Source organism: Streptomyces sp. NPDC094147 (assembly GCF_044764265.1).
In the GTDB taxonomy this organism is placed as follows: Bacteria; Actinomycetota; Actinomycetes; order Streptomycetales; family Streptomycetaceae; genus Streptomyces.
The window spans coordinates 197,239-220,901 of record NZ_JBIWHT010000005.1; the positions used below are offsets into that span (position 1 = coordinate 197,239).

The 23,663-nt window shown below is 71.8% G+C and carries 17 protein-coding genes and 2 pseudogenes; 5 read left to right on the forward strand and 14 right to left on the reverse strand.

Annotated features, from left to right (window positions below):
• Positions 1-39: 39 nt before the first annotated feature.
• Complete coding sequence (locus ACIQ8J_RS11410) at positions 40-1,197, reverse strand: citrate synthase/methylcitrate synthase (protein ID WP_403270723.1); 1,158 nt, start codon at positions 1,195-1,197, stop codon at positions 40-42.
• 97 nt (positions 1,198-1,294) lie between these two features.
• On the opposite strand from ACIQ8J_RS11410, the gene ACIQ8J_RS11415 reads away from it, so the two are divergent.
• The 4 genes and pseudogenes from ACIQ8J_RS11415 to ACIQ8J_RS11430 all read left to right on the forward strand — a co-directional run.
• Entirely contained in the window at positions 1,295-2,527 is a 1,233-nt protein-coding gene (locus tag ACIQ8J_RS11415; RefSeq protein WP_403270720.1) for a citrate/2-methylcitrate synthase, read from the forward strand.
• A 78-nt stretch (positions 2,528-2,605) separates the two neighbouring features.
• On the forward strand, positions 2,606-3,382 hold the full coding sequence (locus tag ACIQ8J_RS11420) for an alpha/beta fold hydrolase (protein ID WP_403270718.1): 777 nt from the start codon (positions 2,606-2,608) through the stop codon (positions 3,380-3,382).
• A 180-nt stretch (positions 3,383-3,562) separates the two neighbouring features.
• Positions 3,563-4,837: pseudogene (locus ACIQ8J_RS11425) on the forward strand (ATP-binding protein); the annotation flags it as partial.
• 75 nt (positions 4,838-4,912) lie between these two features.
• Positions 4,913-4,999, forward strand: a pseudogene (locus ACIQ8J_RS11430) (two-component system response regulator); the annotation flags it as partial.
• A 218-nt stretch (positions 5,000-5,217) separates the two neighbouring features.
• Here ACIQ8J_RS11430 and ACIQ8J_RS11435 read toward each other — a convergent pair.
• From ACIQ8J_RS11435 to ACIQ8J_RS11460, 6 genes are all read right to left on the reverse strand, one after another.
• On the reverse strand, positions 5,218-6,816 hold the full coding sequence (locus tag ACIQ8J_RS11435) for a cation acetate symporter (RefSeq protein WP_403270715.1): 1,599 nt from the start codon (positions 6,814-6,816) through the stop codon (positions 5,218-5,220).
• Positions 6,813-7,379, reverse strand: coding sequence for a DUF485 domain-containing protein (locus ACIQ8J_RS11440; RefSeq protein ID WP_403270713.1), 567 nt, complete (start codon positions 7,377-7,379; stop codon positions 6,813-6,815). The genes ACIQ8J_RS11435 and ACIQ8J_RS11440 overlap by 4 nt, the downstream gene beginning before the upstream one ends.
• 98 nt (positions 7,380-7,477) lie before the next feature.
• On the reverse strand, positions 7,478-8,173 hold the full coding sequence (locus ACIQ8J_RS11445; RefSeq protein ID WP_403270710.1) for a response regulator: 696 nt from the start codon (positions 8,171-8,173) through the stop codon (positions 7,478-7,480).
• Positions 8,170-9,360, reverse strand: coding sequence for a sensor histidine kinase (locus tag ACIQ8J_RS11450; RefSeq protein ID WP_403270707.1), 1,191 nt, complete (start codon positions 9,358-9,360; stop codon positions 8,170-8,172). Before ACIQ8J_RS11450 ends, ACIQ8J_RS11445 begins: the two co-directional genes overlap by 4 nt.
• Positions 9,357-9,869 (reverse strand): DUF1453 domain-containing protein, encoded by a 513-nt coding sequence (locus tag ACIQ8J_RS11455; RefSeq protein WP_403270704.1) that lies wholly within the window; start codon positions 9,867-9,869, stop codon positions 9,357-9,359. Before ACIQ8J_RS11455 ends, ACIQ8J_RS11450 begins: the two co-directional genes overlap by 4 nt.
• Positions 9,870-10,047: 178 nt before the next feature.
• The gene (locus ACIQ8J_RS11460) at positions 10,048-12,168 is read right to left on the reverse strand and encodes a type IIA DNA topoisomerase subunit B (protein WP_403270702.1); all 2,121 of its coding nucleotides are present in this window, start codon (positions 12,166-12,168) and stop codon (positions 10,048-10,050) included.
• A gap of 434 nt (positions 12,169-12,602) precedes the next feature.
• Between ACIQ8J_RS11460 and ACIQ8J_RS11465 the strand changes: the two genes are divergently transcribed.
• Complete coding sequence (locus ACIQ8J_RS11465) at positions 12,603-12,833, forward strand: hypothetical protein (RefSeq protein WP_053725523.1); 231 nt, start codon at positions 12,603-12,605, stop codon at positions 12,831-12,833.
• Between the two features lie 106 nt (positions 12,834-12,939).
• Here the strand turns inward: ACIQ8J_RS11465 and ACIQ8J_RS11470 are convergent, their stop codons facing one another.
• The 7 genes from ACIQ8J_RS11470 to ACIQ8J_RS11500 all read right to left on the reverse strand — a co-directional run bounded on the left by ACIQ8J_RS11470 (position 12,940) and on the right by ACIQ8J_RS11500 (position 23,566).
• Positions 12,940-13,758 carry a S1 family peptidase gene (locus ACIQ8J_RS11470; protein ID WP_403270699.1) on the reverse strand — a complete coding sequence of 273 codons (819 nt, stop codon included), beginning with the start codon at positions 13,756-13,758 and terminating at the stop codon, positions 12,940-12,942.
• A 133-nt stretch (positions 13,759-13,891) separates the two neighbouring features.
• The gene (locus ACIQ8J_RS11475) at positions 13,892-15,445 is read right to left on the reverse strand and encodes an RNA polymerase sigma factor (RefSeq protein ID WP_403270696.1); all 1,554 of its coding nucleotides are present in this window, start codon (positions 15,443-15,445) and stop codon (positions 13,892-13,894) included.
• A gap of 322 nt (positions 15,446-15,767) precedes the next feature.
• A complete protein-coding gene (locus tag ACIQ8J_RS11480; protein ID WP_403270693.1) occupies positions 15,768-16,652 on the reverse strand; it encodes a FadR/GntR family transcriptional regulator in 885 nt (294 codons plus the stop codon).
• Between the two features lie 160 nt (positions 16,653-16,812).
• Positions 16,813-18,537, reverse strand: coding sequence for an ATP-binding cassette domain-containing protein (locus ACIQ8J_RS11485; protein ID WP_403270690.1), 1,725 nt, complete (start codon positions 18,535-18,537; stop codon positions 16,813-16,815).
• 167 nt (positions 18,538-18,704) lie between these two features.
• The gene (locus ACIQ8J_RS11490) at positions 18,705-19,469 is read right to left on the reverse strand and encodes an NUDIX domain-containing protein (RefSeq protein WP_403270687.1); all 765 of its coding nucleotides are present in this window, start codon (positions 19,467-19,469) and stop codon (positions 18,705-18,707) included.
• Between the two features lie 95 nt (positions 19,470-19,564).
• The gene (locus ACIQ8J_RS11495) at positions 19,565-21,502 is read right to left on the reverse strand and encodes a glycogen debranching N-terminal domain-containing protein (RefSeq protein WP_403270684.1); all 1,938 of its coding nucleotides are present in this window, start codon (positions 21,500-21,502) and stop codon (positions 19,565-19,567) included.
• 501 nt (positions 21,503-22,003) lie between these two features.
• Positions 22,004-23,566 carry a DUF4192 domain-containing protein gene (locus ACIQ8J_RS11500; protein ID WP_403270681.1) on the reverse strand — a complete coding sequence of 521 codons (1,563 nt, stop codon included), beginning with the start codon at positions 23,564-23,566 and terminating at the stop codon, positions 22,004-22,006.
• Positions 23,567-23,663: the final 97 nt, after the last annotated feature.

Consider the following 23,663-nt stretch of genomic DNA (forward strand, 5'->3'; position numbering starts at 1 on the left):
GTCCGGGTCCTGGTCAGGACGGGGTTCGGACCCAGGCTCTCAGACCGCGGGCACGGGCTGCGGCGCGGGCGGGCCCACATAGCGGGCCGCCGGGCGAATGATCTTCGAGTCCGCCGACTGCTCCAGGATATTGGCGCTCCAGCCGACCACCCGGGCCGCGCAGAACGTCGGGGTGAACATCTCGCGGGGCAGCCCGCACAGCTCCATGACCACCCCGGCGTAGAACTCCACATTCGTGTGCAGCTCGCGGCCCGGCTTCAGCTCGGCCAGTATCTCCTCGACCTGGCGCTCCACCTCAACGGCGAATTCCACCAAGGGTCCGCCGAAGCCCTCCGCGATCCCGCGCAGCATGCGCGAGCGGGGGTCCTCGGTGCGGTAGACGGGGTGCCCGAAGCCCATGATCCGGTCACCGGCCAGGACGCGTTCGCGGATCCAGCCGTCGATGCGGTCGGGAGTGCCGATGGCGTCGAGGGTGTCCAGGGCGCGGCTGGGGGCGCCGCCGTGCAGCGGCCCGGAGAGCGCGCCGACCGCCGCGACCAGGCTCGCCGCCACATCGGCCCCGGTGGAGGCGACGACGCGGGCGGTGAAGGTGGAGGCGTTGAAGCCGTGGTCGATGGTAGAGATCAGGTACTGCTCGACGGCCCGTACGCGCTCGGGCTCGGGCTCCGAACCGGTCAGCATGTAGAGGTAGTTGGCCGCGTACGGCAGATCGTCGCGGGGCTCGACCGGTTCCAGGCCCTGGCCGAGCCGGTACAGAGCGGTGAGCAGGGTGGGCACGGCGGCGCAGGCGGCCAGCGCGTCCTCGGCGCGCCGCTCGGCGTCCAGGTCGTACACCGGCCGGAAGCCCTTGGCCGCGCCGAGCAGGGAGAGGGCGGTACGCAGTCCGGCGAGCGGGCCCGACAGGGCGCCGGTGCGGGCGATGCCGGGCAGCGCCTCGCGTACGCCCCGGGGCAGCCGGCGCAGTGCGGCGGTGCGGGCGGTGAAGGCGGCGCGGGCCGCCGCATCGGGCAGCTCGCCGTGGAACATCAGGTGCCAGACGTCCTCGAAAGTGCGGCTCTGCGCGAGCTCGACGGCCGAGTACTGGCGGTAGTGGTAGAAGCCCTCGCGGCCGCGGACGTCCCCGAGTTCGGTGTCCGTCACGACGACGCCCGCGAGCCCGCGGGGTACCGCGGCCGGGGCGGTGGTGGTGCTGGCCATGTTGCTGCCTCCTTCAGTTCTCCATGTTGACTTGACTGTCTATGATTGACTCAACAGCTGTCAACATTGATTAAATCAATATGGATACGGTGACCCCATGACTGATCAGGCACGGCTCACCACTCGCGAGGCGGCGGAGCGGCTCGGCGTGAAGCCCGAGACGGTCTACGCGTACGTCAGCCGCGGGCAGCTGAGCAGTGAGCGTGCGCCCGGCGGGCGGGGCTCCACCTTCGACGCGAAGGAGGTCGACGCGCTGGCCCGGCGCAGCGGCCGGCGGGAGGCGGTGTCCGCCGCCCCGGGCGGCGAGCTGACGTTCCGCACCGCCCTCACGCTGATCGACAAGGACCGCTACTACTTCCGCGGGGTCGACGCGGTGGAGCTGGCGTCGGCGTACGGCTTCGAGGAGGTCGCCGAGTGGGTGTGGACCGGGGAGCTGCGGCACGGCTCGCGGTTCACCGCGCCGCAGCCGTTCCTCGACGCGGCCCGGCTCGCGGTCGGCGCGCTACCTGTGCACAGCAGCACGATGGACCGGCTGCGGGTCGCGGCGGTCGCGGTCTCGGCGGCCGACCCGCTGCGCTTCGACCTAGACCCCACGGCCGTGCTCGGCTGCGCCCGCATGCTGATCCCCACCCTGGTCGGCGCCCTGCCGACGGCGGGCAAACGGCACCGGGGCGAGGGCCGGACGGCCTGGCAGCTGTGGCAGCGCCTCACCCCGCAACTGCCTGACGAACAGTCAGTCAAGCTGCTGGACACGGCACTTGCACTGCTCATCGACCACGATCTGGCCGCCTCCACGCTCTCCGCCCGCGTCGCGGCCTCCGCGCGCGCCCATCCGTACGCCGTGGTCTCGGCGGGCCTCGGCGCGCTTGAGGGGCCGCTGCACGGCGCCGCGAGCGGTCTCGCCCACCGCACCCTGGCCGAGGTGCTCGAACGCGGCAGCGCGGCGCCGGTCGTCGCCGACCATCTGCGCTCCGGGCGGCGCGTGCCCGGTCTCGGCCACCGGCTGTATCCGGGCGAAGACCCGCGCGCCCACGCCCTGTTCGCGCTGCTCGACGCGATCCCGCAGGCCGCCGACGCGCTCGCCGCGGCGCGCGACGTGGTCGACACGACGGCCCGGCACACCGATCTGCACGCCAATGTCGATCTGGCGCTCGCGGTGATGACGGTCGCCTTCGGCATGCCCGCGGAGGCCGGCGAGACGGTGTTCGCGGTGGCCCGCACGGCGGGGTGGATCGCGCACGCCCTGGAGGAGTACGCGGAACGGCCGCTCCGGATGCGCCCGAGCGGCCACTACATCGGGCCCCGGCCACCGCGTCCACTGCCGGTCTGACGGATGGCACGCGGCCTGAACCCGGTTGTCTCCCGGGCGACTTGGCCGGGCCCCGGCCGATCCAGCAGACTCCTCCTCATGGAACTCACAGTGCCGGTCAAGGACGGCGGAGTCTGGGCCGAGGACACGGGCGGCGAGGGACTGCCGCTGGTGCTGCTGCACCCGGGGGTCGCGAGCTCCCGGATCTGGGACGCGATCATGCCGAGGCTCACCGAGCGGCACCGCGTGATCCGTTACGACGTGCGGGGCTTCGGGCGCTCCGCCGCACCCACCGCGCAGTACTCGCTGGCCGGCGATCTGCTCGCGGTGATCGACCATTTCGAGGTGGACCGAGCGGTCTTCGTCGGGTCCAGCATGGGCGGCGCCGCCGCACTCAGCTTCGCGCTCGACGCCCCCGAGCGGGTGGCCGGGCTCGCCCTGTTCTGCCCCGGCGTCACCGGTGACCCAGACCTCCAGTCCGCCGAACTGCTCGCCGGGATCGGCGAGTTGGCGCAGAAGGGCGACACCGAGGGCATCGTCGCCCTCGGCCTGCGCACCTGGGGGGCGGCCGGAACCGGCGACGACCCCGAGGCCGCCGCGCAGCTCCGCGCGGCGATCCCGGGGTGGTTCAGCAACCTGGGCCGCCAGGTCCCGGACCCGGACGCCTTCGGACGGCTCGGCGAGATCACGGCGCCGTGCCTGTTGGCACTCGGCGAGCTCGACCAGAGCGAGATGATCCGCTCCAACGAGGCGGTGGCCGCCCGCATCCCGGGCTGCCGACTGGTCCGGCTGCCGGGCAGCGACCACTTCCCCTCCCTGCGGGAGCCCGAGCGGGTGGCCCAGCTGACGCTGGAGCTGTACGACAGCGTCAGCTGAGCGGTCCCATCTCCCGTCGATCGGAATCCGTACCGCATCCGTACCGGATCCGCACCACGGAGACTTCGGGAAGCGACCCGGGCCGTCTGACGTGCGTGGACATGGCCGCCGCCGACCGCCACCGCCCGGCGACGGCGGCGGTTCGGTCTGCCACAGCGCGTCTTCCCGCAGGTGCTCCTCATGCGACTGGCCATCGCCGCGAGCGCCGCCGTGCCGCCGACCGGGCCCTTCGGCGCCCTGCTGAGGGCCCAGTCGGACGGTCGGGGGTGCGAGCTCGCGATCGCCGACGACCCGGTGGCCTCCCGGCCGTCCGCCGACGGCCCGGTGCAGCTGGCGGCCGAGCCGATCCGGAGGCGACCGGCGCCGACTGGGTGGTGGTCATGGACGCGCGCGGGGTGCGCTGGTCGCACCGACACCGGGCAGATCGGCCGGGTCGTCTCCACCGACCCGAGCGACGTCCTCGCGGGCCGCGACAGCGGCACCCTGGGCCGCTCGGCCCGGGGCAAGATGCCGCTGCGGGAGCCGGGCGTCGCGATCGTGGGCGCCGTCTCGGTGGGCATCGAGTACGACGGCGTGCAAGCCCGGATCCTGAACGTGATCCCCGGCCTCTTCGCCTATGCGGGCGGCGCGCTCGCCGGGTGCTTCATCGCGCGGCGCATCCTGAAACAGACCCGTGACCGGGCCTTCTCCGAATATTTCCGGGCTGCTCGGGGAGCGCGAGGCGATGCTGCACTCCATGCGCGAGGGCGTCGTCGCGCTCGGCCGCGACGGCCGGATCCGGCTGCTCGACGACGTGGCGCAGCGGCTTCTCGGCGTCGGGCCCGAGGTCCGGGGCCGGGCGCTGGACAAGGTGCTCGGGGCGGGGCGTACCACCGATGTGCTCACCGGCCGGGTCGAGGGCACCGACCTGCTGACCGTGCGCGGCCATCGCGTTGCGGTCGCCAACCGGACGCCCACGGACGACGGGGGCGCCGTCGCCACGCTCCGCGACCGCACCGAACTGGAGCGCCTGAGCCGCGAACTGGACTCGACGCGCGGGCTGATCGACGCCCTGCGCGCCCAGGACCACGAACACGCCAACCGGCTCACACTCTCCTCGGCCTCCTCGAACTGGACCTGCACCAGGAGGCCGTGGAGTTCATCGGCGAAGTCGTCGGGGTGCACTGGGCCACGGCCGAACAGGTCACCGAGAAGGTCAGGAACCCGCTGCTCGCTGCCGTACTGATCGGCAAGATGACGGGCGCCCTGAGCCTAGCCCCCGCCGCGCGGCTTCCGGACCGGCTCGTCGACCCGCGCGGCCTGGTCACGATCACCGGCAACCTGGTCGGCAACGCCCTGGACGCGACGGCCGCCCTGCCCGGTGCCACGGTCGAGGTGGAGCCGCGCGCCGAGGGCCGCACCGTCGTCCTGCGGGTCCGCGACGCCGGTCCCGGGATCCCCGCCGAGCGGCGCGAGCCCGCGGCCCAGGACCAGGCGCAGGTCGACCAGATCTTCACGGCGCTGCGCACCGGGCCGCCCAGCCGCCACTCGGTGCCGACGGCGGAGCTGATCCGCGATGTCCTGCACGATGCCGACCAGCCGCCCTCCGCCCACGAGGTCGCCGACCGGACGGGCCTGAGCCGCTCCACGGCCCAGCGCTGTCTGCGCCTGCTCGAACAGTCCGGCCGCCTCCGGCTGACACTGCGTACGGCGAAACGTGCCGCCCGGAACATCGCTATGCGTGGGCTGTGTGAGGGCCAATTGGCCAGCTGCCGACGGCCGTTGGGGGCTGTGCGGCCCACGACGGGGCGGCCAAGGGTGCCCGCCGGGGTCTCGTCGGGGTTCCACGGGCGCGGCTACACCGCTCCCGCCCCCGTCAGCGCCCGTACCTCCGCCTCCGCGTGCTTCGCTTCGTCCGGGGCTTCGTGTGAGGTCACCGTGCCGAGCCAGCCCGCGAGGAAACCGAGCGGGATGGAGATCAGCCCGGGGTTCTGCAGCGGGAAGAACTGGAAGTCCACCTCGGGGAACAGCGATTCGGGGCTGCCGGAGACCACGGGCGAGACCAGCACCAGGAACAGCGCCGGGACCAGCCCCCCGTACACCGACCACACCGCGCCCCGCGTCGTGAAGTTCCGCCAGAACAGTGAGTAGAGCAGCACCGGAAGGTTCGCGGAGGCGGCCACCGCGAAGGCCAGGCCGACCAGGAAGGCCACATTGAGGTCGCGTGCGAGCAGCCCGAGGGCGATGGCCACCGCGCCGATCCCCACCGCGGCGACCCGCGCGACCGCCACCTCGCTGCGCTGCTTGGCATGCCGCCGCCGCAGCGAGGCGTACAGATCGTGGGCGACGGACGCCGAGGACGCGAGGGTGATGCCCGCGACGACCGCGAGGATCGTGGCGAAGGCGATGGCTGCGAGCACCGCGAAGAGAACCGTTCCGCCTGTGGAGCCCGCGCCGCCTCCCAGGTTGTAGGCGAGCAGCGCAACGGCCGTGTTCCCGGCGGGACTCGACGCCTTCACCTCGTTGGAGCCGACCACGGCGGCCGCGCCCAAGCCGAGCACGATCGTCATCAGGTAGAAGCCGCCGATGAGACCGACGGACCAGACGACCGAGCGGCGGGCGGCCCGTGCTGTGGGCACGGTGTAGAACCGCGAGAGGATGTGCGGCAGTCCGGCCGTGCCGAGGACCAGGGCGAGCCCCAGGCTGATGAAGTCGAACCGCGCCGTCCAGTCCCCGCCGTACCTGAGGCCGGGTGCGAGGAACTCCTTTCCGTGGCCGCTGTGTTCGGCCGCCGTGTTGAGCAGCAGGTTAATGTCGCCGTGGAAGCGCAGCAGCACCAGGACGACGAGGGCGATCGTTCCGGCCATGAGCAGGACGGCCTTCACTATCTGGATCCAGGTGGTGGCCCGCATCCCGCCGAGCGACACATAGACCACCATCAGGGCGCCGACCCCGATGACCGTCCAGTTCCGCGCGGCGTCGCTGGTGCCGCCGAGCAGCAGCGAGACCAGGCTGCCCGCGCCGACCATCTGCGCCACCAGATAGAGAACGGACACGGTGACCGAAGAAGTTCCCGCCGCGATCCGCACCGGGCGCTCGCTCATCCGGGCTGCGACGACATCGGCCAGCGTGAACTTCCCACAGTTGCGGACCAGTTCGGCGACTAGCAGCAGCACCACGAGCCAGCCGACGAGGAAGCCGACGGAGTACAGCATTCCGTCGTAGCCGAAGAGTGCGATCAGTCCGGAGATACCGAGGAAGGAGGCGGCCGACATGTAGTCGCCCGCGATGGCAAAACCATTCTCCAGGGGCGAGAACAGCCGCCCGCCCGCGTAGAACTCCTCGGCCGAACCGCGCCGGTTGCGGCTCACCCAAGTGGTGATGGCGAGCGTCGCCGCCACGAACGCACTGAACAGCAGCAGCGCCAGAGTCTGTTGGTCCCCGTCGACGATCACCTGTTGGTCCCCCGTGTCGTGCCCTGCCCGTTGATGCGCGGGGCGCGGCGGCTCTGCCCGGCCCGCCGGCTCTGTTGGCTCTGTTCGTGCTGCCTGCCCTGCTGGTTCTGCTCGAACACGACCCAGCGCAGTTCCAGCGCGGCACGGTCCCGCCGCAGCCGGGCATGGCGCGCGTAGGCCCAGGTCAGCAGGAACGTGGAGAGGAACTGGGCGAGTCCGGCGGCCATCGCCACGTTCACCGCGCCGGCCACCGGGCGGGCCATGAGGCCGGGTGCGGTGACCGCGGTGATCACATAGCCGAGGTACCAGGCGAAGAAGGCGAGAGCGGCCGGAACGACGAAGCGGCGGTAGCGGCGGCGCACCTCCTGGAAGGCGGCGCTGCGGTGCACTTCGAGATAGATCTCGGCCGCGCTGAGACGTCTGTCCTCGTCGGCGCAATGCTGGGCGGGCGCGGTCGCGGACACCGTCTCGCCGTCCAGCTCGCCCCACCCGGAGGCGAGGGCGTCATACCAGGGGTCGTCGATCCTCGCCGCCGCGGGATCACGCCCTTCCTGCTTCTCCACCGAACAGTTCTCCTTGCCCACGACCCCGTTCGGCCGCGTGCCCAAGGATGGGCGGAGGGCACTGGCGGTGGACTCGCCTATGCCCCCGCTTCACCCCATTAGGTGATGGAGCTGCTCGGCGGCTGAGCCAGTCCGTGGCGATAGGCATACCGCATGGCCTGGGCCCGGTCGCGCACCCCGGTCTTGCCGAAGATGTTGTTGATGTGGGTCTTCACGGTGGCGGTGGAGATGTGCAGGGCCCGCGAGATCTCGGGGTTGGACATCCCCTCGGCGACCAGAGCGAGCACTTCGCCCTCGCGCGCGGTGAGCCCGTCCGGGAGCTCGGCCGGTGCGGCGGCGGGCGGCGGCGCGGTGACCCGCTCCAGAAGCCGGCGCTGCACCGAGGGTGCGAGACCGGCCTGCCCGGCCAGCACGTCGTGTATCGCCTTCATGATCTCTTCGCCGCCGGCGTCCTTGGTGAGGTAGCCCCGGGCCCCGGCCCTCAACGCCGGGAAGAGCGAGTCGTCGTCCGCGTACGTCGTGAGGATCACCACCTCCGTACCGGGATGCTCGGCCCGGATACGACGGGTGGCCTCGGCGCCGTCGCACCGCGGCATCCGCAGGTCCATCAGCACGATGTCCGGAGCCAGTTCGGCCGTGAGGGCGACGGCCTCCTCGCCGTCCCGTGCGGAGCCGACGACCTCGATGCCCGGCAGCAGCCCGAGCAGCATCACGATTCCCTCGCGCACCACGGACTGGTCGTCGGCCACGACCACCTTGATGCTCCCCCGTGCCCCGCGCCCGTCCCCCGTCATGCGGGCACCCTCAGTCTCACCACGAAGCCCTCCTCGTCCGGCCCGGCCTCAAGGGTCCCGCCGAGCAGTTCGGCGCGTTCCCTCATCCCCAGCAAACCGTATCCGGAGCCACTGACAGCGAGCTCCTCGGCGCTGCTCCGTCCGCCCGAGTCCCGTACTTCCAGGGCTACTTCATGGGGCAGGTACTCAAGGCGTACGGCCACGACCGCGCCCGGCGCGTGCTTGCGCACATTCGTCAGCGCCTCCTGCGCCACCCGTCGCACGGTCTGCGAGGCCTCCGCGGGCAGCGCCCTGCGCTCCCCCTCCACCTGGACCCGGGTGCCGGGTGCCGGCCCGCCCCCGCCGCCCGGCCCCTCGACGAGGGCGTGCAGGAAGTCCTCGACCGGTGTCATCTCTCCGCGGAGCGCGGAGAGTGCCTGGCGGGTCTCGGCGAGCCCCTCCCGCGCCATGCCCCGGGCGGCCACCACCCGTTCCAGGATCCGGTCGCGGAACTCCCCGGGCGGCTCCCGCTCGGCCATCAGCCGGGCCGCCTCCAGCTGCACCAGCTGCGCCGAGAGGCTGTGCGCCAGTACGTCGTGGATCTCGCGCGCGATCCTGGCCCGCTCGCCCAGCGCGGCCGACTGCGCCTCGGCGGCCCGCGCCGCCCGCTCCTGGGCGAGAAGCCTCACGGCGGTGCCGCGCGCCTCCGCGTCGAGCCGCAGCACATATCCGGCGAGTCCGAGCCCGGCCGTGGTCACCCCCGTGACCAGCCAGTTGTCATTGGTGACCAGGGCGAACGCGCCCAGGGCCGCGACCGTGCACGGCACGGCGGCCGCCAGCGGAAGCCGTTCGAGCGCCGTCACCGCGCAGCCGCACCACAGGATCAGCGCGACCACGTCCCACCCCGTCTGCTTGGCACCGGCCGCAGCGCCCATCAGCAGCAGGAGCGTGAGCAGCGACGGCCGGAGCCGGTGATCGAGAGTGAAGCGGAAGAAGGCGCGGGCCAGCAGGGCGCAGACCACCACGACGGCCACCCCCGCCGCCACCGTCCAACCCCCGGCGCCCGCCCGGCTGGTGAAGGTGGACCAGAGCAGCGCGCCGAGCACCAGCACCCTGATGGTCCGGGCCAGATTGCGTTTGGCACGGGTCTGGTCCGCTCGCGAGAGTGCTTCCCGCGAGGGCCAGCTGAGCCAGTTCTCCAGGGTCACACGCGGTCCTTCCACACCTGCCGAGGGGGGCCTTCCGCAGCAACACCGTACGACGTGAGGGCCGGACGGGCCCGCCACATCAGGACGCCGCCGCGGACGAGGAGGGATGCGGCCAGCGCGAGCAGGATGGCGCCGGTGCCCATGTGGATGCCGGCCACGGCGCCGAGGCCCGCGAGCCCCAAGCGAAGGACGATGCCCGCGACCCACACCCCGGCGGTGGCCTTGGTGCCCCGGCTCCACACGGTGCCGTCGGCCTCGGTCCATATCCAGGTGGTCCAGGCCCAGCCGAGGCCCATGAGGACACCGGTCACCAGCTCCGCACCGAGCAGCGTGACGGACGCGGCATGGTGGTGCGGGTCGGTCAGCCCGCCGTCCTTCACCGCCAGGAACCCGAGCACCGCGGGGATGATCCACCAGCGGGAGCCGTTCAGCTGCTGTGGTTTGAACTGGCGGACCAGGATCAGCGCCACCACCGCGATGGCGATCAACACGTTGAAAAGCGCGGACATCGGTGCCTCCGGACGACGGGATCGACGGGTCTCTACGTCTTCGAAGGTACGGAAATGACCTGGTCAGAGGCATCGGAGCAGGGGTGGACCGCAGGTGGAGGTTTGGGCTCCACCCGTGGGTGGAGATGACGAACGCCGGTCCGCGGACTTCCGCGGACCGGCGTTCGTCAATCCGGGATCAGGCGTCGATGCGCGACCTGTCCAGGGTGGCTGCGGAGCTCGTGATGAACTCCTTGCGCGGCGCCACCTCATTGCCCATCAAGAGGTCGAAGACCTGCTCGGAGGCCTCCAGATCGCCGATGTTGATCCGGCGCAGGGTGCGGTGGCGCGGGTCCATGGTGGTCTCCGCCAGCTGGTCGGCGTCCATCTCGCCGAGGCCCTTGTAGCGCTGGATGGTGTCCTTGTAGCGGACGCCCTTGCGCTGGAACTCCAGCAGGGTCTGGCGCAGCTCGTTGTCCGAGTACGTGTAGACGTACTTGTCCTGGCCCTTCTTGGGCTGGACCAGCTCGATCCGGTGCAGCGGCGGGACGGCCGCGAAGACCCGCCCCGCCTCGACCATCGGGCGCATGTAGCGCTGGAAGAGGGTCAGCAGCAGGATGCGGATGTGCGCGCCGTCGACATCGGCGTCGACGAGCAGCACGATCTTGCCGTACCGCGCCGCGTCGATGTCGAAGGTGCGCCCGGAGCCCGCCCCTATGACCTGGATGATCGCGCCGCACTCGGCGTTCTTCAGCATGTCGGAGACCGACGCCTTCTGAACGTTGAGGATCTTGCCGCGGATCGGCAGGAGTGCCTGGAACTCGGAGTTCCGCGCCAGCTTGGCGGTGCCGAGCGCGGAGTCGCCCTCAACGATGAAGAGCTCGCTGCGATCCACGTCGTCGCTGCGGCAGTCGGCCAGCTTGGCCGGCAGCGAGGAGGACTCCAGGGCCGTCTTGCGGCGCTGCGCCTCCTTGTGCTGGCGGGCCGCGATGCGTGTGCGGGCGGCCGCGACGATCTTGTCGAGGACGGACCTGGCCTGCGCCTTGGCGTCGCGCTTGGTGGAGGTCAGGAACTCCTTGAGCTCCTTGGCGACCACATTGGCGACGATCCGGTTGGCCGCGGAGGTGCCGAGCACCTCCTTGGTCTGGCCCTCGAACTGCGGCTCGGCCAGCCGGACGGTGACGACCGCGGTCAGCCCCTCCAGAGCGTCGTCCTTGACGACGTCGTCCTCGGCGACCCGCAGCAGCTTGGCGGAGCGGAGCACCTCGTTGACGGTCTTGGTGACCGAGCGCTCGAAGCCGGTGACGTGGGTGCCGCCCTTGGGGGTGGCGATGATGTTCACGAACGACTTGAGGTTGGTGTCGTAGCCGGTGCCCCAGCGCAGCGCGATGTCCACGCCCAGTTCCCGGGTGACCTCGGTGGGCGTCATGTGGCCGCGGTCGTCCAGGACCGGCACGGTCTCCTTGAACGTGCCCTGGCCGGTGAGTCGCAGTACGTCGCTGACGCCCTTGTCCTGCGCCAGGTACTCGCAGAACTCGCTGATCCCGCCGTCGAAGCGGAACGTCTCCTCGGTCTTGCCCTCGCCGTTCAGACCGCGCTCGTCGCGCACGACGATGGTCAGCCCCGGCACCAGGAAGGCCGTCTGGCGGGCGCGCTGGTAGAGCGTCTCCAGGGAGAGCTTGGCGTCCTTCAGGAAGATCTGGCGGTCGGCCCAGTAGCGCACTCGCGTACCCGTGCGGTTCTTGGGCACGCGCTTGCCCTTGAGCAGCCCGTTGCCCGGGTCGAACGGCGAGTCGGGGCCCTGCTCGGTGAAGATTCCGGGCACACCGCGGCGGAAGCTGATCGAGTGTGTCGCGCTGCTGCGGTCGACCTCGACGTCGAGGCGGGCCGAGAGCGCGTTCACCACGGAGGCGCCCACGCCGTGCAGGCCGCCGGACGCGGCGTAGGAGCCGCCGCCGAACTTTCCGCCGGCGTGCAGCTTGGTCATGACGACCTCGACGCCCGAGAGCCCGGTTTTGGGCTCGACGTCGACCGGAATGCCCCGGCCGTTGTCACGGACCTCGACGGAGGCGTCGTCGTGCAGGATCACTTCGATGTGGTCGCAGTAGCCGCCCAGGGCCTCGTCGACGGAGTTGTCGATGATTTCCCAGAGGCAGTGCATCAGACCGCGGCTGTCCGTGGACCCGATGTACATGCCCGGTCGCTTGCGGACCGCTTCGAGGCCTTCGAGTACGAGCAGATGCCGAGCGGTGTAGTTGGAGCCGTCGCGGTCTGCCCCGCTCAGCAGCGCAGTGGACGGAACGGACGTCTCGGCGGTCACGCAGTTCGCTCCTCGCTGAATTTCAATTGCGCCCCTGGTGGGTAAGGGCTCGGCGTCGGTCGCCGGTCAGAGGGTACCGAGGCCTGGTAGAGCCGTTGTAACGCCACCCTCGCGAATCCTCATGCTAGTCCAGCATCGCAAACATGTTCGATCCCTCGTTGGGGTGATGCGGATATCACGTTCCCATCCGGGCATGAACCATTTAGGCTCCGGGCACGTCCTCATGAACAACCGGCAACCCCGCCGGGAGGGCCAACCAAGACAAGCAACGCGAAACCCGTAAAGCGAAGCAATACGGCTCATTCGCCGCCAACCGGCAGCAGACAGCCACCTTGACCAAGAAGTTTCGAGGAAAAGCCACGAGCGGGAACGTTTTCGGCCTGGTTGGATGTTGACCCTGGTACGACAGCTCGTCGAGCTAGAGAAGAGGCGACGTGACTACTGTTCTGACCCCCGCGAGCCCCCTGACGGCCGCCGACCGTTGCGACCGTTGCGGCGCACAGGCCTACCTTCGCGTAGTCCTGACCAGCGGCGGCGAGTTGCTCTTCTGTGCTCACCACGGACGCAAGTTCGAGCCGGAGCTGAAGAAGATCGCCGCTGACATACAGGACGAGACGGACCGCCTCACGGCGGTGCCCGAGTCCGCAGGCGACGAGGATCGCTGACACCTCGCATCACGACGAGCCAGAGCCGGTCCAGGACCGGCGACGGGCGGCCACTTCCCGTGCAGGGGGAGTGGCCGCCCGTTCTCATGCCCGGTCGGTGCCCGGGTCAGCCGGTCCCGCCCGTCGGCCAGGGCACGGCCGACACCCGGGTGTAGACCCCGGGGCTGTCGGCCAGTCCGCAGCCGTTCCCCCAGGACACCAGGCCGATGAGCCGGCCACCGGACACCAGCGGTCCGCCGCTGTCGCCCTGACAGGCGTCGTGGCCGCCCGCAGGATCGCCCGCGCACACCATGGTGGACCGGAGGTACGTTCCGTCCGAGTTCGGCGGGTAGGCGCGCTCACAGGCCGCGTCCTGCAATACGGAGACATGGGCCGCACCCAGCACCGTCGGGTAGTTGCCGCTGCCCGTCGTGTCCCCCCAGCCGTAGACCGTGGCCCGAGCGCCCGAGCGGTACCCCGGGTCATCCGCTCCGGCCGTGGCGATCACGGAGGAGGCGGGCAGCGGCTTGGCCAGCGTCAGTACCGCCAGGTCGCCCGCGTTGCTGCCCGGGTCGTAGCCGGGATTGACCCAGGTGGCGCTCACCGCGATCTCCTGGCCACTCACCGAACGCAGATCCTCACGGTCCGCGATCACCTTGAGATCCCGCAGCCGCGACACGTCCACCCCGAGCACGTCGCGGCGCAGACAGTGCGCCGCCGTCAGCACCTTGGTGGGCGAGACCACCGCTCCCCCGCAGAACTGGCCTGCACGCGTACCTCCGAACCGGTCACGGCTGGAGATCGCCACGACCCAGGGGCTGTCTGCGATTCTCACCGGTTGCCCGCCGATGACGATGCTGTCCGCGGTCGCGGACGGGGGTGTCCCCAGGGCTGCGACCACTAGGACGGCTACCCCCGTGACGGCGCGGGCGATGGGACGGCGCATACGGTCTCCTGACTCTCGGTGACACAGGCACACCCAGCGTCAGTCAGCCCGCCACGCGCCGCACCCGCGCGCCTACGCACGAGGGCCCGGCCTCCCTGGGGAGACCGGGCCCTCGGTGACGTACGACAGCGACCTAGTCGAGGTAGTCGCGCAGCACCTGCGAACGCGACGGGTGGCGCAGCTTCGACATGGTCTTCGACTCGATCTGGCGGATCCGCTCGCGGGTCACGCCGTAGACCTTGCCGATCTCGTCCAGGGTCTTCGGCTGGCCGTCGGTGAGGCCGAAGCGCATGGAGACCACGCCCGCCTCGCGCTCGGACAGGGTGTCGAGCACCGAGTGCAGCTGCTCCTGGAGGAGCGTGAAGCTCACCGCGTCGGCCGGCACGACCGCCTCGGAGTCCTCGATGAGGTCACCGAACTCGCTGTCGCCGTCCTCACCCAGAGGGGTGTGCAGCGAGATCGGCTCACGGCCGTACTTCTGGACCTCGATGACCTTCTCAGGGGTCATGTCGAGCTCCTTGGCCAGCTCCTCCGGGGTGGGCTCGCGGCCCAGGTCCTGGAGCATCTGGCGCTGGACGCGCGCGAGCTTGTTGATGACCTCGACCATGTGCACCGGGATACGGATGGTGCGGGCCTGGTCGGCCATGGCGCGGGTGATCGCCTGACGGATCCACCAGGTGGCGTACGTGGAGAACTTGTAGCCCTTGGTGTAGTCGAACTTCTCGACCGCGCGGATCAGACCGAGGTTGCCCTCCTGGATGAGGTCCAGGAAGAGCATGCCTCGGCCGGTGTAACGCTTGGCCAGGGAGACCACCAGACGGAGGTTGGCCTCCAGGAGGTGGTTCTTGGCGCGGCGGCCGTCCTCGGCGATGATCTCCAGCTCGCGCTTGAGCTTCGGAGCCAGCTTGTCGGCGTTCGCCAGCTTGTCCTCGGCGAACAGGCCGGCCTCGATGCGCTTGGCGAGCTCGACCTCCTGCTCGGCGTTGAGGAGCGGGACCTTGCCGATCTGCTTCAGGTAGTCCTTGACCGGGTCGGCGGTGGCACCGGCGACGGCGACCTGCTGGGCCGGAGCGTCGTCCTCGTCCTCGTCGGACAGGACGAAGCCCTTGCTCTCGCCCTCGGGCTCCTCGTCGTCACCCTTGCCGGGCGCGGCGTCCTCGAGGAGCTCGTCGCCCTCGACGATTTCCTCGTCGTCGCCCTTCTTGGACGCGGTCTTCTTCGCCGCGGTCTTCTTGGCCACCGTCTTCTTGGCGACGGCCTTCTTGACGGCCGCCTTCTTGGCGACGGCCTTCTTGGGGGCGTCCCCGGCCTCGTCGGCCGGCACGTCCACGGTCTCGGCCGGGGCCGCGGAGGCGGCGACGGTCCTGGTGGTGGTCACGGCCGTCTTGGCCGCGACCGTCTTGGTGGCGGTGCGCTTCGCCGGGCTCTTCGCTGCGACGCTCTTGCGTGTGCGCTTCGGTGATTCCGCGGCACTGACCATCAGCGTCACACCCTCTTCCTCGAGGATCTGGTTGAGGCTGCGCAGAACATTCTTCCACTGGGTCGGCGGAATCTGGTCGGCTTCGAAGGCCCGACGCACGTCATCGCCGGCGATCTGTCCATCAGCCTTTCCCCGCTCGATGAGCGCCATCACAGACTCGGACTCGGCGATCTCCGGCGGGAGCGTACGGGATGTGCTGGCCGACACGAACAACCTCTCGAAACGATGGAAAACGGCTTCCGGCCCCGCCCAGGATCGGGCCGGAGCCGACGACCACCGGCTGGGAATGTGCCGGGGGCGCGGGCTGAACCTCGGAGCTGCACAGCGCCACGCATGGCCGCTGTATTCCCTCCTCGGCTGTTACCTCTTAAGTCATCGCATGGTTCCGAGGAGTGTTACGCGCAATCTTCGTGGCCCGAGTCACACCCCAAAGGGGAACTTAGGAGCCACAAGGGACAGATACCCCTCAATCGAGTGCGCCGGACCCCCTCGGGGGATCCGGCGGCTCAGCCTGTCCGGCGGGCTGCGGTCAGTGCTCGCGCGGCGCGGGAACGACCCGCTCCACCTCCGGGTGGACGGTGAGCAGTTGACGCATGGCCGCCTCGGCCGCCATGGCGTCGCCGGTGGCGAGGGCGTCCACGATCCGTCCGTGGTGGGCGAGGGAGCCGTCGGTGGGACGGTCACAACCGGTGACCGGACTCCCGGAGACCTGGAGCGCCGCGGAGACGATGCCCGAGAGGTGCTCCAGCATCCGGTTCCCGGCGAGCTGGATCAGTAGGGAGTGGAACTCGGCGTCGGCGCGCGAGAAGGTGATCGAGTCCCCCTGGGTGAGCGCATGGCCCATGATCTCCACCATGTCGCCCAGGCGCTGCTGAACGTCCTCACGGCCGTGGCCCGCGGCCAGGCGGGCGGCGAGCGGCTCGATGGTCCAGCGCAGCTCGGCCAGCTCGCGGCGCTGGTCGTCGCGCTGCGGACCGAAGGCCCGCCACTCGATGATGTCCGGGTCCAGCAGGTTCCAGTCGCTGACCGGACGGACCCGGGTGCCGACGTTGGGCCGGGCGCTGACCAGGCCCTTGGCCTCCAGCACGCGCAGGGACTCGCGGACGACCGTACGGGAGACCTCGAACCGCTGGCCGATCTCCTCGGGGACCAGCGGGCGGTCCGCGCCGAGGTCGCCGGAGACGATCATCTGGCCGAGCTGCTGGACGAGTTGGCCGTGCAGACCCCGGCCTCGGCTGCCCGCCGCGCGCCGGCCCATCCGGCCGAGATCGGCGTCACCACCGTCCCAGGAGGGGGCGCCGACCCGGTCGGAGGGGCGCGCCTCCGCGTACGGGTAGCGGTCGAGGTCGCCCGGGGCCGCGAGGCCGGCGTCGACGGTGCGGGCGGTCATCATGGTGTGCGCAAGGGTGCTCATGCACCCTTTGTCGGCGGGACTCCCGTGGCCCTTGAGGTCTTTGGTGAAAAGCACACGAAAGGGTGATCACCGTCGTCCCCGCAATTGACGCTTTATCGGAAAGAAGCGGGCATCCCCAAGGGAGTTGTGGGCAGATCCTCGCGCTCAGGTCCCGAGGGGATCACCAACGGGCCCTGGCGCGAAGGCCGGTGAGCAGATAGGCGCAGACCAGGACGGACAGCGACAGCGCGAGTGCGGCGCCGACCGGTTCGGCGACCAGATGCAGAACGCCGACGAGCCAGTGGTCCAGGCCGTGCGGCCACCGCACCCAGGCCAGGTCGCGCAGCCGGTCGGGGAGCCCGGCGACGGAGCGCGCCGGCGGCCCGTCCAGGGCCTTCTTCAGGAGCGGTACGACGAGGACGGGCACGGCCAGCACCGCGGCGAGGCCCGCGGTGGTGGCCCGGAAGATCCCGGCCGCGAGCAGCCCGGCCCAGGCGCAGCCGACGGCGAGACCGGCCCAACTCGCGCCCAGCGAGGGCCATCCCCGCGGCAGCCCCGCCAGGTCTCCTCCGTACACGAGGCGCAGCATCTGCTGGTCGACGGCGACCGCGAGGGCGGCCAGCAGGAGCGCCGCCGCCGCGGTCACCACGAGCTTGGCGCCGAGCAGGCCGAGCCGGCGCGGGACGGTGCCCCGGTCGGCGGCGAGCGCCGGGTAGCGGTATTCGTCGCCGAAGGCGAGCGCGCCGAACAGGCCGGCGCCGAGCGCGGCGGGCGGCAGCGGAAGCAGGCCCGGCCAGGCGGCGAGGAGCCTGGGCAGCGGCTCGTGCCCGGCTCTGGCGAGCAGAACGGCCAGGACTGCCGACAGGGCGAGAATGCCCGACGCCAGCAGGAAGGTCGTCCGTACGCCGAGGAGCCTGCGCAGTTCGTAGCGCAGGGGGCGCAGCGGGGTGCGGGCCGGTCGCGGGGTGATGGGCAGCGGGTGGGAACTCCGGGGCGGGGCGGGTCGTTCCTGGGGTGGGACGGAGACGCTCGGGCCGGTGTCACCGATCTCGTCGGCAAGTCGATGCAGCAGCACGCCGTTGCGGAAGGCAGTCTCCCCGACCTCCGCACAGCTGCTGCCGTACACGGACAGGTGCGTTCCGTCCTCGGCGACCACCTCGACGGAGCGCTGGGCGGCGCGTGCCTCGCGGCCGACCAGGTCGCCCAGGCGGGCGGCGTGCGGGGTGGCGACGGCGACCCGGGGGCGCAGCCGGGTACGGGCGAACTCGGTGGCGTCCTGGTCGGCGACGAGCCGGCCGCCGTCGATGGTGACGACCCGGTCGGCGACCCGGGCCGCCTCCTTCGGGTCGGCGAAGGTGCACAGGACGGTGCCGCCATGGTCGGCGTGGCCGCGCAGCAGTCCGTACAGCCAGGCGTTCTCGCGGGGCGAGAGGCCCTCGGCGGGCTCGTCGAGCAGAAGGGTGTGCGGGTCGCCGAGCAGCGCGGCGGCCAGGCCGAGGCGGCGGTCCATGCCGAGCGAGAGGGCGCCGAGGCGGTGCTCGGCGAGGCCGGAGAGGCCGACGACGTCGAGCATCTCGTCGGCGCGCGAGACCGGGACTCCGGCGACGGTGCACATCAGCTTGAGCTGGCCCCTGGTCGTGCGGGCCGGGTGGCCGGGCACATCGCCGAGGACGGTGCCGACCTCGCGGGCCGGGTGCGCGAGTTCGTGCAGGGGGCGGCCCCGGAAGTAGGTGACGCCCCGGCCGGGTTCGAGTTCGAGCATCAGGCGCAGGGCCGTCGTCCGGCCCGAGCCGGGCGCGCCGAGAAGGGCGGTGAGCTGCCCGGGTCTCGCCTCGAAGGTGAGGTCGTCCACGAGGCACGGGAGGTCTCGGCGGGGGGCGCTGGTGAGTCCGATTGCCTGGAGCATCGCTTCTCTCGCGGTAGGTGAGACGGCTCGGCGGCAGGCCGGGGTACCGCAGCAAGATAACGCGACATTTTGGACTTTTGGTGCAGGTTTGGGGCAGTGCGGCTCCGAGTGTCAGGCCTTTGGGTGCGACCCCGAGGCCGGGCTGTACCCAGTGCCGGGCCCCGGTGTCAGACCTCGGGCCGCAGCATCGGGGGGTTGAGCAGCGTCGCACCTCCGGCCCGGAACAGCTGGGCGGGCCGGCCGCCCTGCCGCGTCGTGGTGCCGCCGGCCGGGACCAGGAAGCCGGGCGTCCCGGTCACCTTGCGGTGGAAGTTGCGCGGATCCAGGGCTACGCCCCACACCGCCTCGTAGACCCGCCGCAGCTCACCGACGGTGAACTCGGCCGGGCAGAAAGCGGTGGCCAGTGAGGAGTACTCGATCTTCGACCGCGCGCGTTCCACCCCGTCCGCCAGGATCTGGGCGTGGTCGAAGGCGAGCGGCGCAGGCTGTTCGCCGTCGCGGCCGAATCCGCCGTCCTGGCTGAGCAGGTCCTCCACAGGGGCCCAGCGGGCGCTGTGCGCGTCACCGCCCGCGCGCGGCGCGGGCAGATCGGGGGCGAGGGCGAGGTGGGCCACACTGACGACGCGCATCCGGGGGTCGCGCTTGGGGTCGCCGTAGGTGGCGAGCTGCTCCAGATGGGCGCCGTTGACGGGCGCGGGGGCCGACGGGTCCGAGGCGCACAGCCCGGTCTCCTCACCCAGTTCCCTGGCCGCCGCCGCGGAGAGGTCCTCGTCGCCGCGGACGAATCCGCCGGGCAGCGCCCAGCGCCCCTGGAACGGTGGCTCCCCGCGGCGCACCACGAGCGCGCAGAGCGCATGGCGGCGCACGGTCAGCACGACCAGGTCGACGGTCACGGCGAAGGGCGGGAAGGCCGACGGGTCGTAGGGCGACATGCGGCGATCATAGTCGTCTGCCTGACGATAAACACTCCCCTCGACACCCCCTGCCGCGTCTTCTCCCGCCTCCGCTCCCAAGGCGCTCACGCCTCTCAGCCTCCCAACTGAAGCCAGGCGGCGGCCTGCTCGACCATGCCGACGCCGAGCCTGCTGATCCGTACGGTGAACGGCTCCCCCGCCACGCTCAGCCCCGCGAGCCGGATCGCGCCGAGCGGGGCCGACCGTACGGGGGCGAGTGCGACCGATCCGGCCGGGGCGTCCGGGCGGATCCCGGCGAGGGCGGTGAGCAGGTGGATGCCCGCGGCCGCGGCCACCGCGGCGGGCCGGCAGGCGGCCGGATGCGGCACGGGCACGCTGTTCGCGGTGCGCTGCTCCCCCGCGTACATCTCCGGCAGCCGGTGGCCGAACGCCTCCGCGGCGTCCAGGACTCCCCGAAGCAGGGCGCCGGCCTCCTTCTCGAATCCGGCGGCCGCGAGCCCCGCGACGGCGACGGCACTCTCGTGCACCCGCACCGCGCCGGCCCGGTGGCCGAACGGGTTGTATCCCGGCTCGTTGACGGCGAGGCCGCGCAGCCCCCACCCCGAGTCCATCGCGGGGCCGCCGAGCAGCCGGGCCAGTTGTTCGGTCTGCACCTTGTCGAGCAGCCCCGGCGCCGGACGGCCGCCGCCGAGCAGCCCCGTGTCCAGCAGGTGGGCGGCGCCCGCGCCGAGCAGCGGAACCGGTCGGCCGTCGGCGGCTCGGGCTGCCGCGGGCCGGCCACCGCCGAGATCGTCGAGCCAGAACTCCGCCCGGAAGCGGCCCCGGAGAACCCCGGCCCGCTCCAGCCACGCGTCGGCGCCCGGACGCCCGCACTCGCGGAGCAGCTCCGCGCCGAGCAGTGCGGCCCGGTGAACGTGCGCCTGGGTCTCGGCGCGGACGAATCCGCTGGGCCCTGGACCGGTGTCGGCGAGGTAGCCGTCGTCCCCGATGGCGGTGGCCAGCCAGTTCAGACAGCGCTCCGCCGCGGGCAGCAGCTCGGTCACCTCCGGCTCGGGCAGGCCCCAGCGGCGCGCCTCCGCGAGCACCACCGGAAAGGCGAGGGTCGCCTCCACTCCCGTACAGCCGGGCGGCAGATACGGTCCCGCGTCCCTGAACGGGCCCGGAATGCGCCCTAACTCCGGTCCTGGACCCGGGAGTTGTGTTCTGGCGAGCGTGCGCAGGGTGGCTGCCGCGAGCCGGGTCGAGAGCGGTAGGACCATGCGGGCTGCCCAGAGCGCCTCGGCCGGCGCCGCCCCGCACCGCCAGGGGACACCGGCCGCGGCATACAGGTCGGCCGGGCGCGCCGGATCGCGGATCAGCAGGGCCCGCAGATCGTCGACGCTGTGGTGCAGCAGCGCTCCCACGCACGGATCGTCCCCCTCGGCCTTCGCCTCCCGGGTCGAGGGCAGCGGGCTCGCGATCCGGCCTGGCGGCCGCACGGGCCGGTCGGTCCTGATGGTCAGCTGGATCGTGCACGAGCCGCCCGGCGGCAGCTCCACGGTCCAGCGCAGCACCCCCGCGGAGGCGAGCGCGTCGGTCGGCGGCGGCTGGGCACTCACCGTGGAGCGTGCGCCGTCCGAGGTCCAGCGCATCCCCGAGTCGTGGACGCTGGCGGGCAGTTCGGGCCCGGAGCGGCCGGCGGCGACCGCGCCCAGGTCCGCCAGGTCCGTCCCGAGGGCGACTTCCACCGGAAGCCGCAATGGCCGGGCCGAGGAACTGCGCAGCGTGATCCGTTCGCTGCCATCCGCGTGGCGGAGCCGCTCGACGGTGATCTCGGGGTCGGGGCCGGTGTCGGCCGCCGTGCGGACCACGGCGAGGAACCGCGCGCGATCCGCCGATATCGCTCTGCCCTGAACGGCGATGGGCTCCCGGCCCGCCACCCTCAACTGGCAGCGGGAGAGCAGCCGTCGGCCGTGCTGATAGAAGCCTTCGAGGCCGCGTCCGGTCAGCTGGCCGTGCTCCGGCGACACCGCGAGGCCGGGCAGGGCCACGCAGATGACGGCGGCATGCACCGCCGGAAGCTCACCGAGCGACCCGACGGCCTTCGGCGGAACCGGGCCGGGCGGGCTCGCGATGGTGGAACCAGGGCCGGCACCTGCACTTGTGCCGGTACTGATGCCAGGAGCGGCACCGGTGCCGATACCTATGCCAGGGGCGGTGCCTCTGCCGGTGCCGGTCCCGGGAACTGCGCCAGGGCCGGTGTCGGTTCGGGAAGAGTAGGTGGGCGCCATGCGTACCCTTCTGCGCGTTGCGGACCGCGAAGACGGAGCGGGCGGATCCGCTCGCCCGTGCGGCACGCGACCCGGTGCCGCACTGCCACCACGGTGAACGCCGCGAGAAGCCACCGGGTCACGGACCGACAGCCCCCGGTCCCGCCCTACGGGAGCGCCCGAACTACGCGCCCTCGGCCGCTCTCCGTGCTGCCACCCGGTGACATCGCACGGGACGACCGAGTCACGGGCAGGCCACCCCCGGCCCCGCCCATCAGGACCCTTCGGTCTACGCACCCCCCGTCACACCTCCCTCTCCATCCGCTCCCCGCCCCGCCGGCGCGTGCGCCCACGGACCTTCTTCGGCTCGGGGTGCCCCGGTTCGGGACGCACCGAACTCCCCTTCTGTGGCGGCTTGTTGGGGCGGGTTGCGGACGGCAGACCGGACTTGCGGCCGGGCCTTGCGCGGAACGTCCTGCGCACGCGCGGCTCCGGCGACGCGATCGGCCCAGGCGGCTCGATGGGCTCAGGCAGCTCGGTCGACTTGATCGGATCAGTCGGCTTGGTCAAATCGGTCGGCGTGGTCAGACCGGTCGGATCCGGAGACTGCTCCGCCCCCTCGGGTGCGAGGGCGATCCCGTCGTTCGTCCCGGGGAGAGCGGCCAGCCTCGCCGCGCGCTCCTGCCGCAGGCAGATACGGAGCTCCTCGGGGTCGAGGCCCTGGTTGCAGGCCTGATGGAGCAGACCGGCGAAGCGGTAGTCGGGGTCCGCGCGCATCGCCATGCCGAGAGCCACCCTGGCGTTCGGGTCGTCGCCGGTCGACCAGGAGACCCAACCCGCCAGGGTGAGCGGCGCGGCCGCGTGGTCGCCGTACGACCCCACACAACGGCGGGCCAGCGCCCGCCACAGGCGCAGCGCGGTCTGCGCGTCGGGCCCCTCCATCCACTCGGCGGCCCAGTCGCGGGTGGTGCGGTCCTGGAGGCCGAGGATCACGGCCGCGGCCTCGTCGTGGGCGATGAGCCCGTCGTCCAGGTCATCCGTCGTGTTCCTGCCGAGGAGCAGGGTGTCGCCGCCCCGGTCGGCCATTGGGAAGGCACCCGTGCCGCGAGCGGGCTGCGGGGGCGCTTCGGCGATCCGTCGCATGAGCCGCGCCGCCAGGTCGAGCGTCTCGTCGGCCACTCCGCGCCGTCCGCCCTCGCTCAGGATGCGGGGGAACAACTCCGCGGCCGCCGCGTCCAGCGCCCGCTCCTGATCTGCCGCCGCCGCGGTGCGCCACGGCGTGAGACGCTCCTCCATCTCCCGCAGAGAACCGCGCACTTGGATACCCGCGTAGGTCGCCGCGGCCGCCATGACGGAGGTGCCCGGCAGGGCCAGCACGTTCCCCTCCGGTGGACAGCAGCGTGTGTCCGGGCAGCAGTACGACCAGTAGCGGCCGTCGGAAATGCAGAGCGCTTCGCGGACGGGAACGTCCAGGCTTCCGCAGGCCGTTCGCAGTCGCTGGGCCAAGGGCCGCAATCGCTCCATGACTTCACGTCCGGTGCCGTCCGCCGACGGGTCCTGGCAGAGGAAGACGACGATTCCGTCGGGCCGGGGTCCGCGCCGCTCGCTGCCCGTGACCAGACAGTCGGCGAGTTGGTCGGCGATGTCCGGCCACTCCTGCGGCGAGGTGGGCAGGCCCACCCTGACCCGGCCGCCGAACCGGCCACTCTCGCCGTGCAACGCGACCAGCACGGCGGAGTCGGTCGGGTGGAAGCCGAGCAAGTACGGCAGCGCGTCGGCGAGTTCGGCCGGGCCGCGCAAGGTGATTCGGGGCTCGCCCGACGGGTCGTGGGATTCGGATTCGTGGTGTTCGCTCGTGTCTCGCATACCTCGACGGTCCCGCGATCACGGCTCCCCCACCACCCCTGTGGATAACCTTGTCCACAGGGCATCGGCCCTGGTCATACAAGTCGCGACGGCCGAG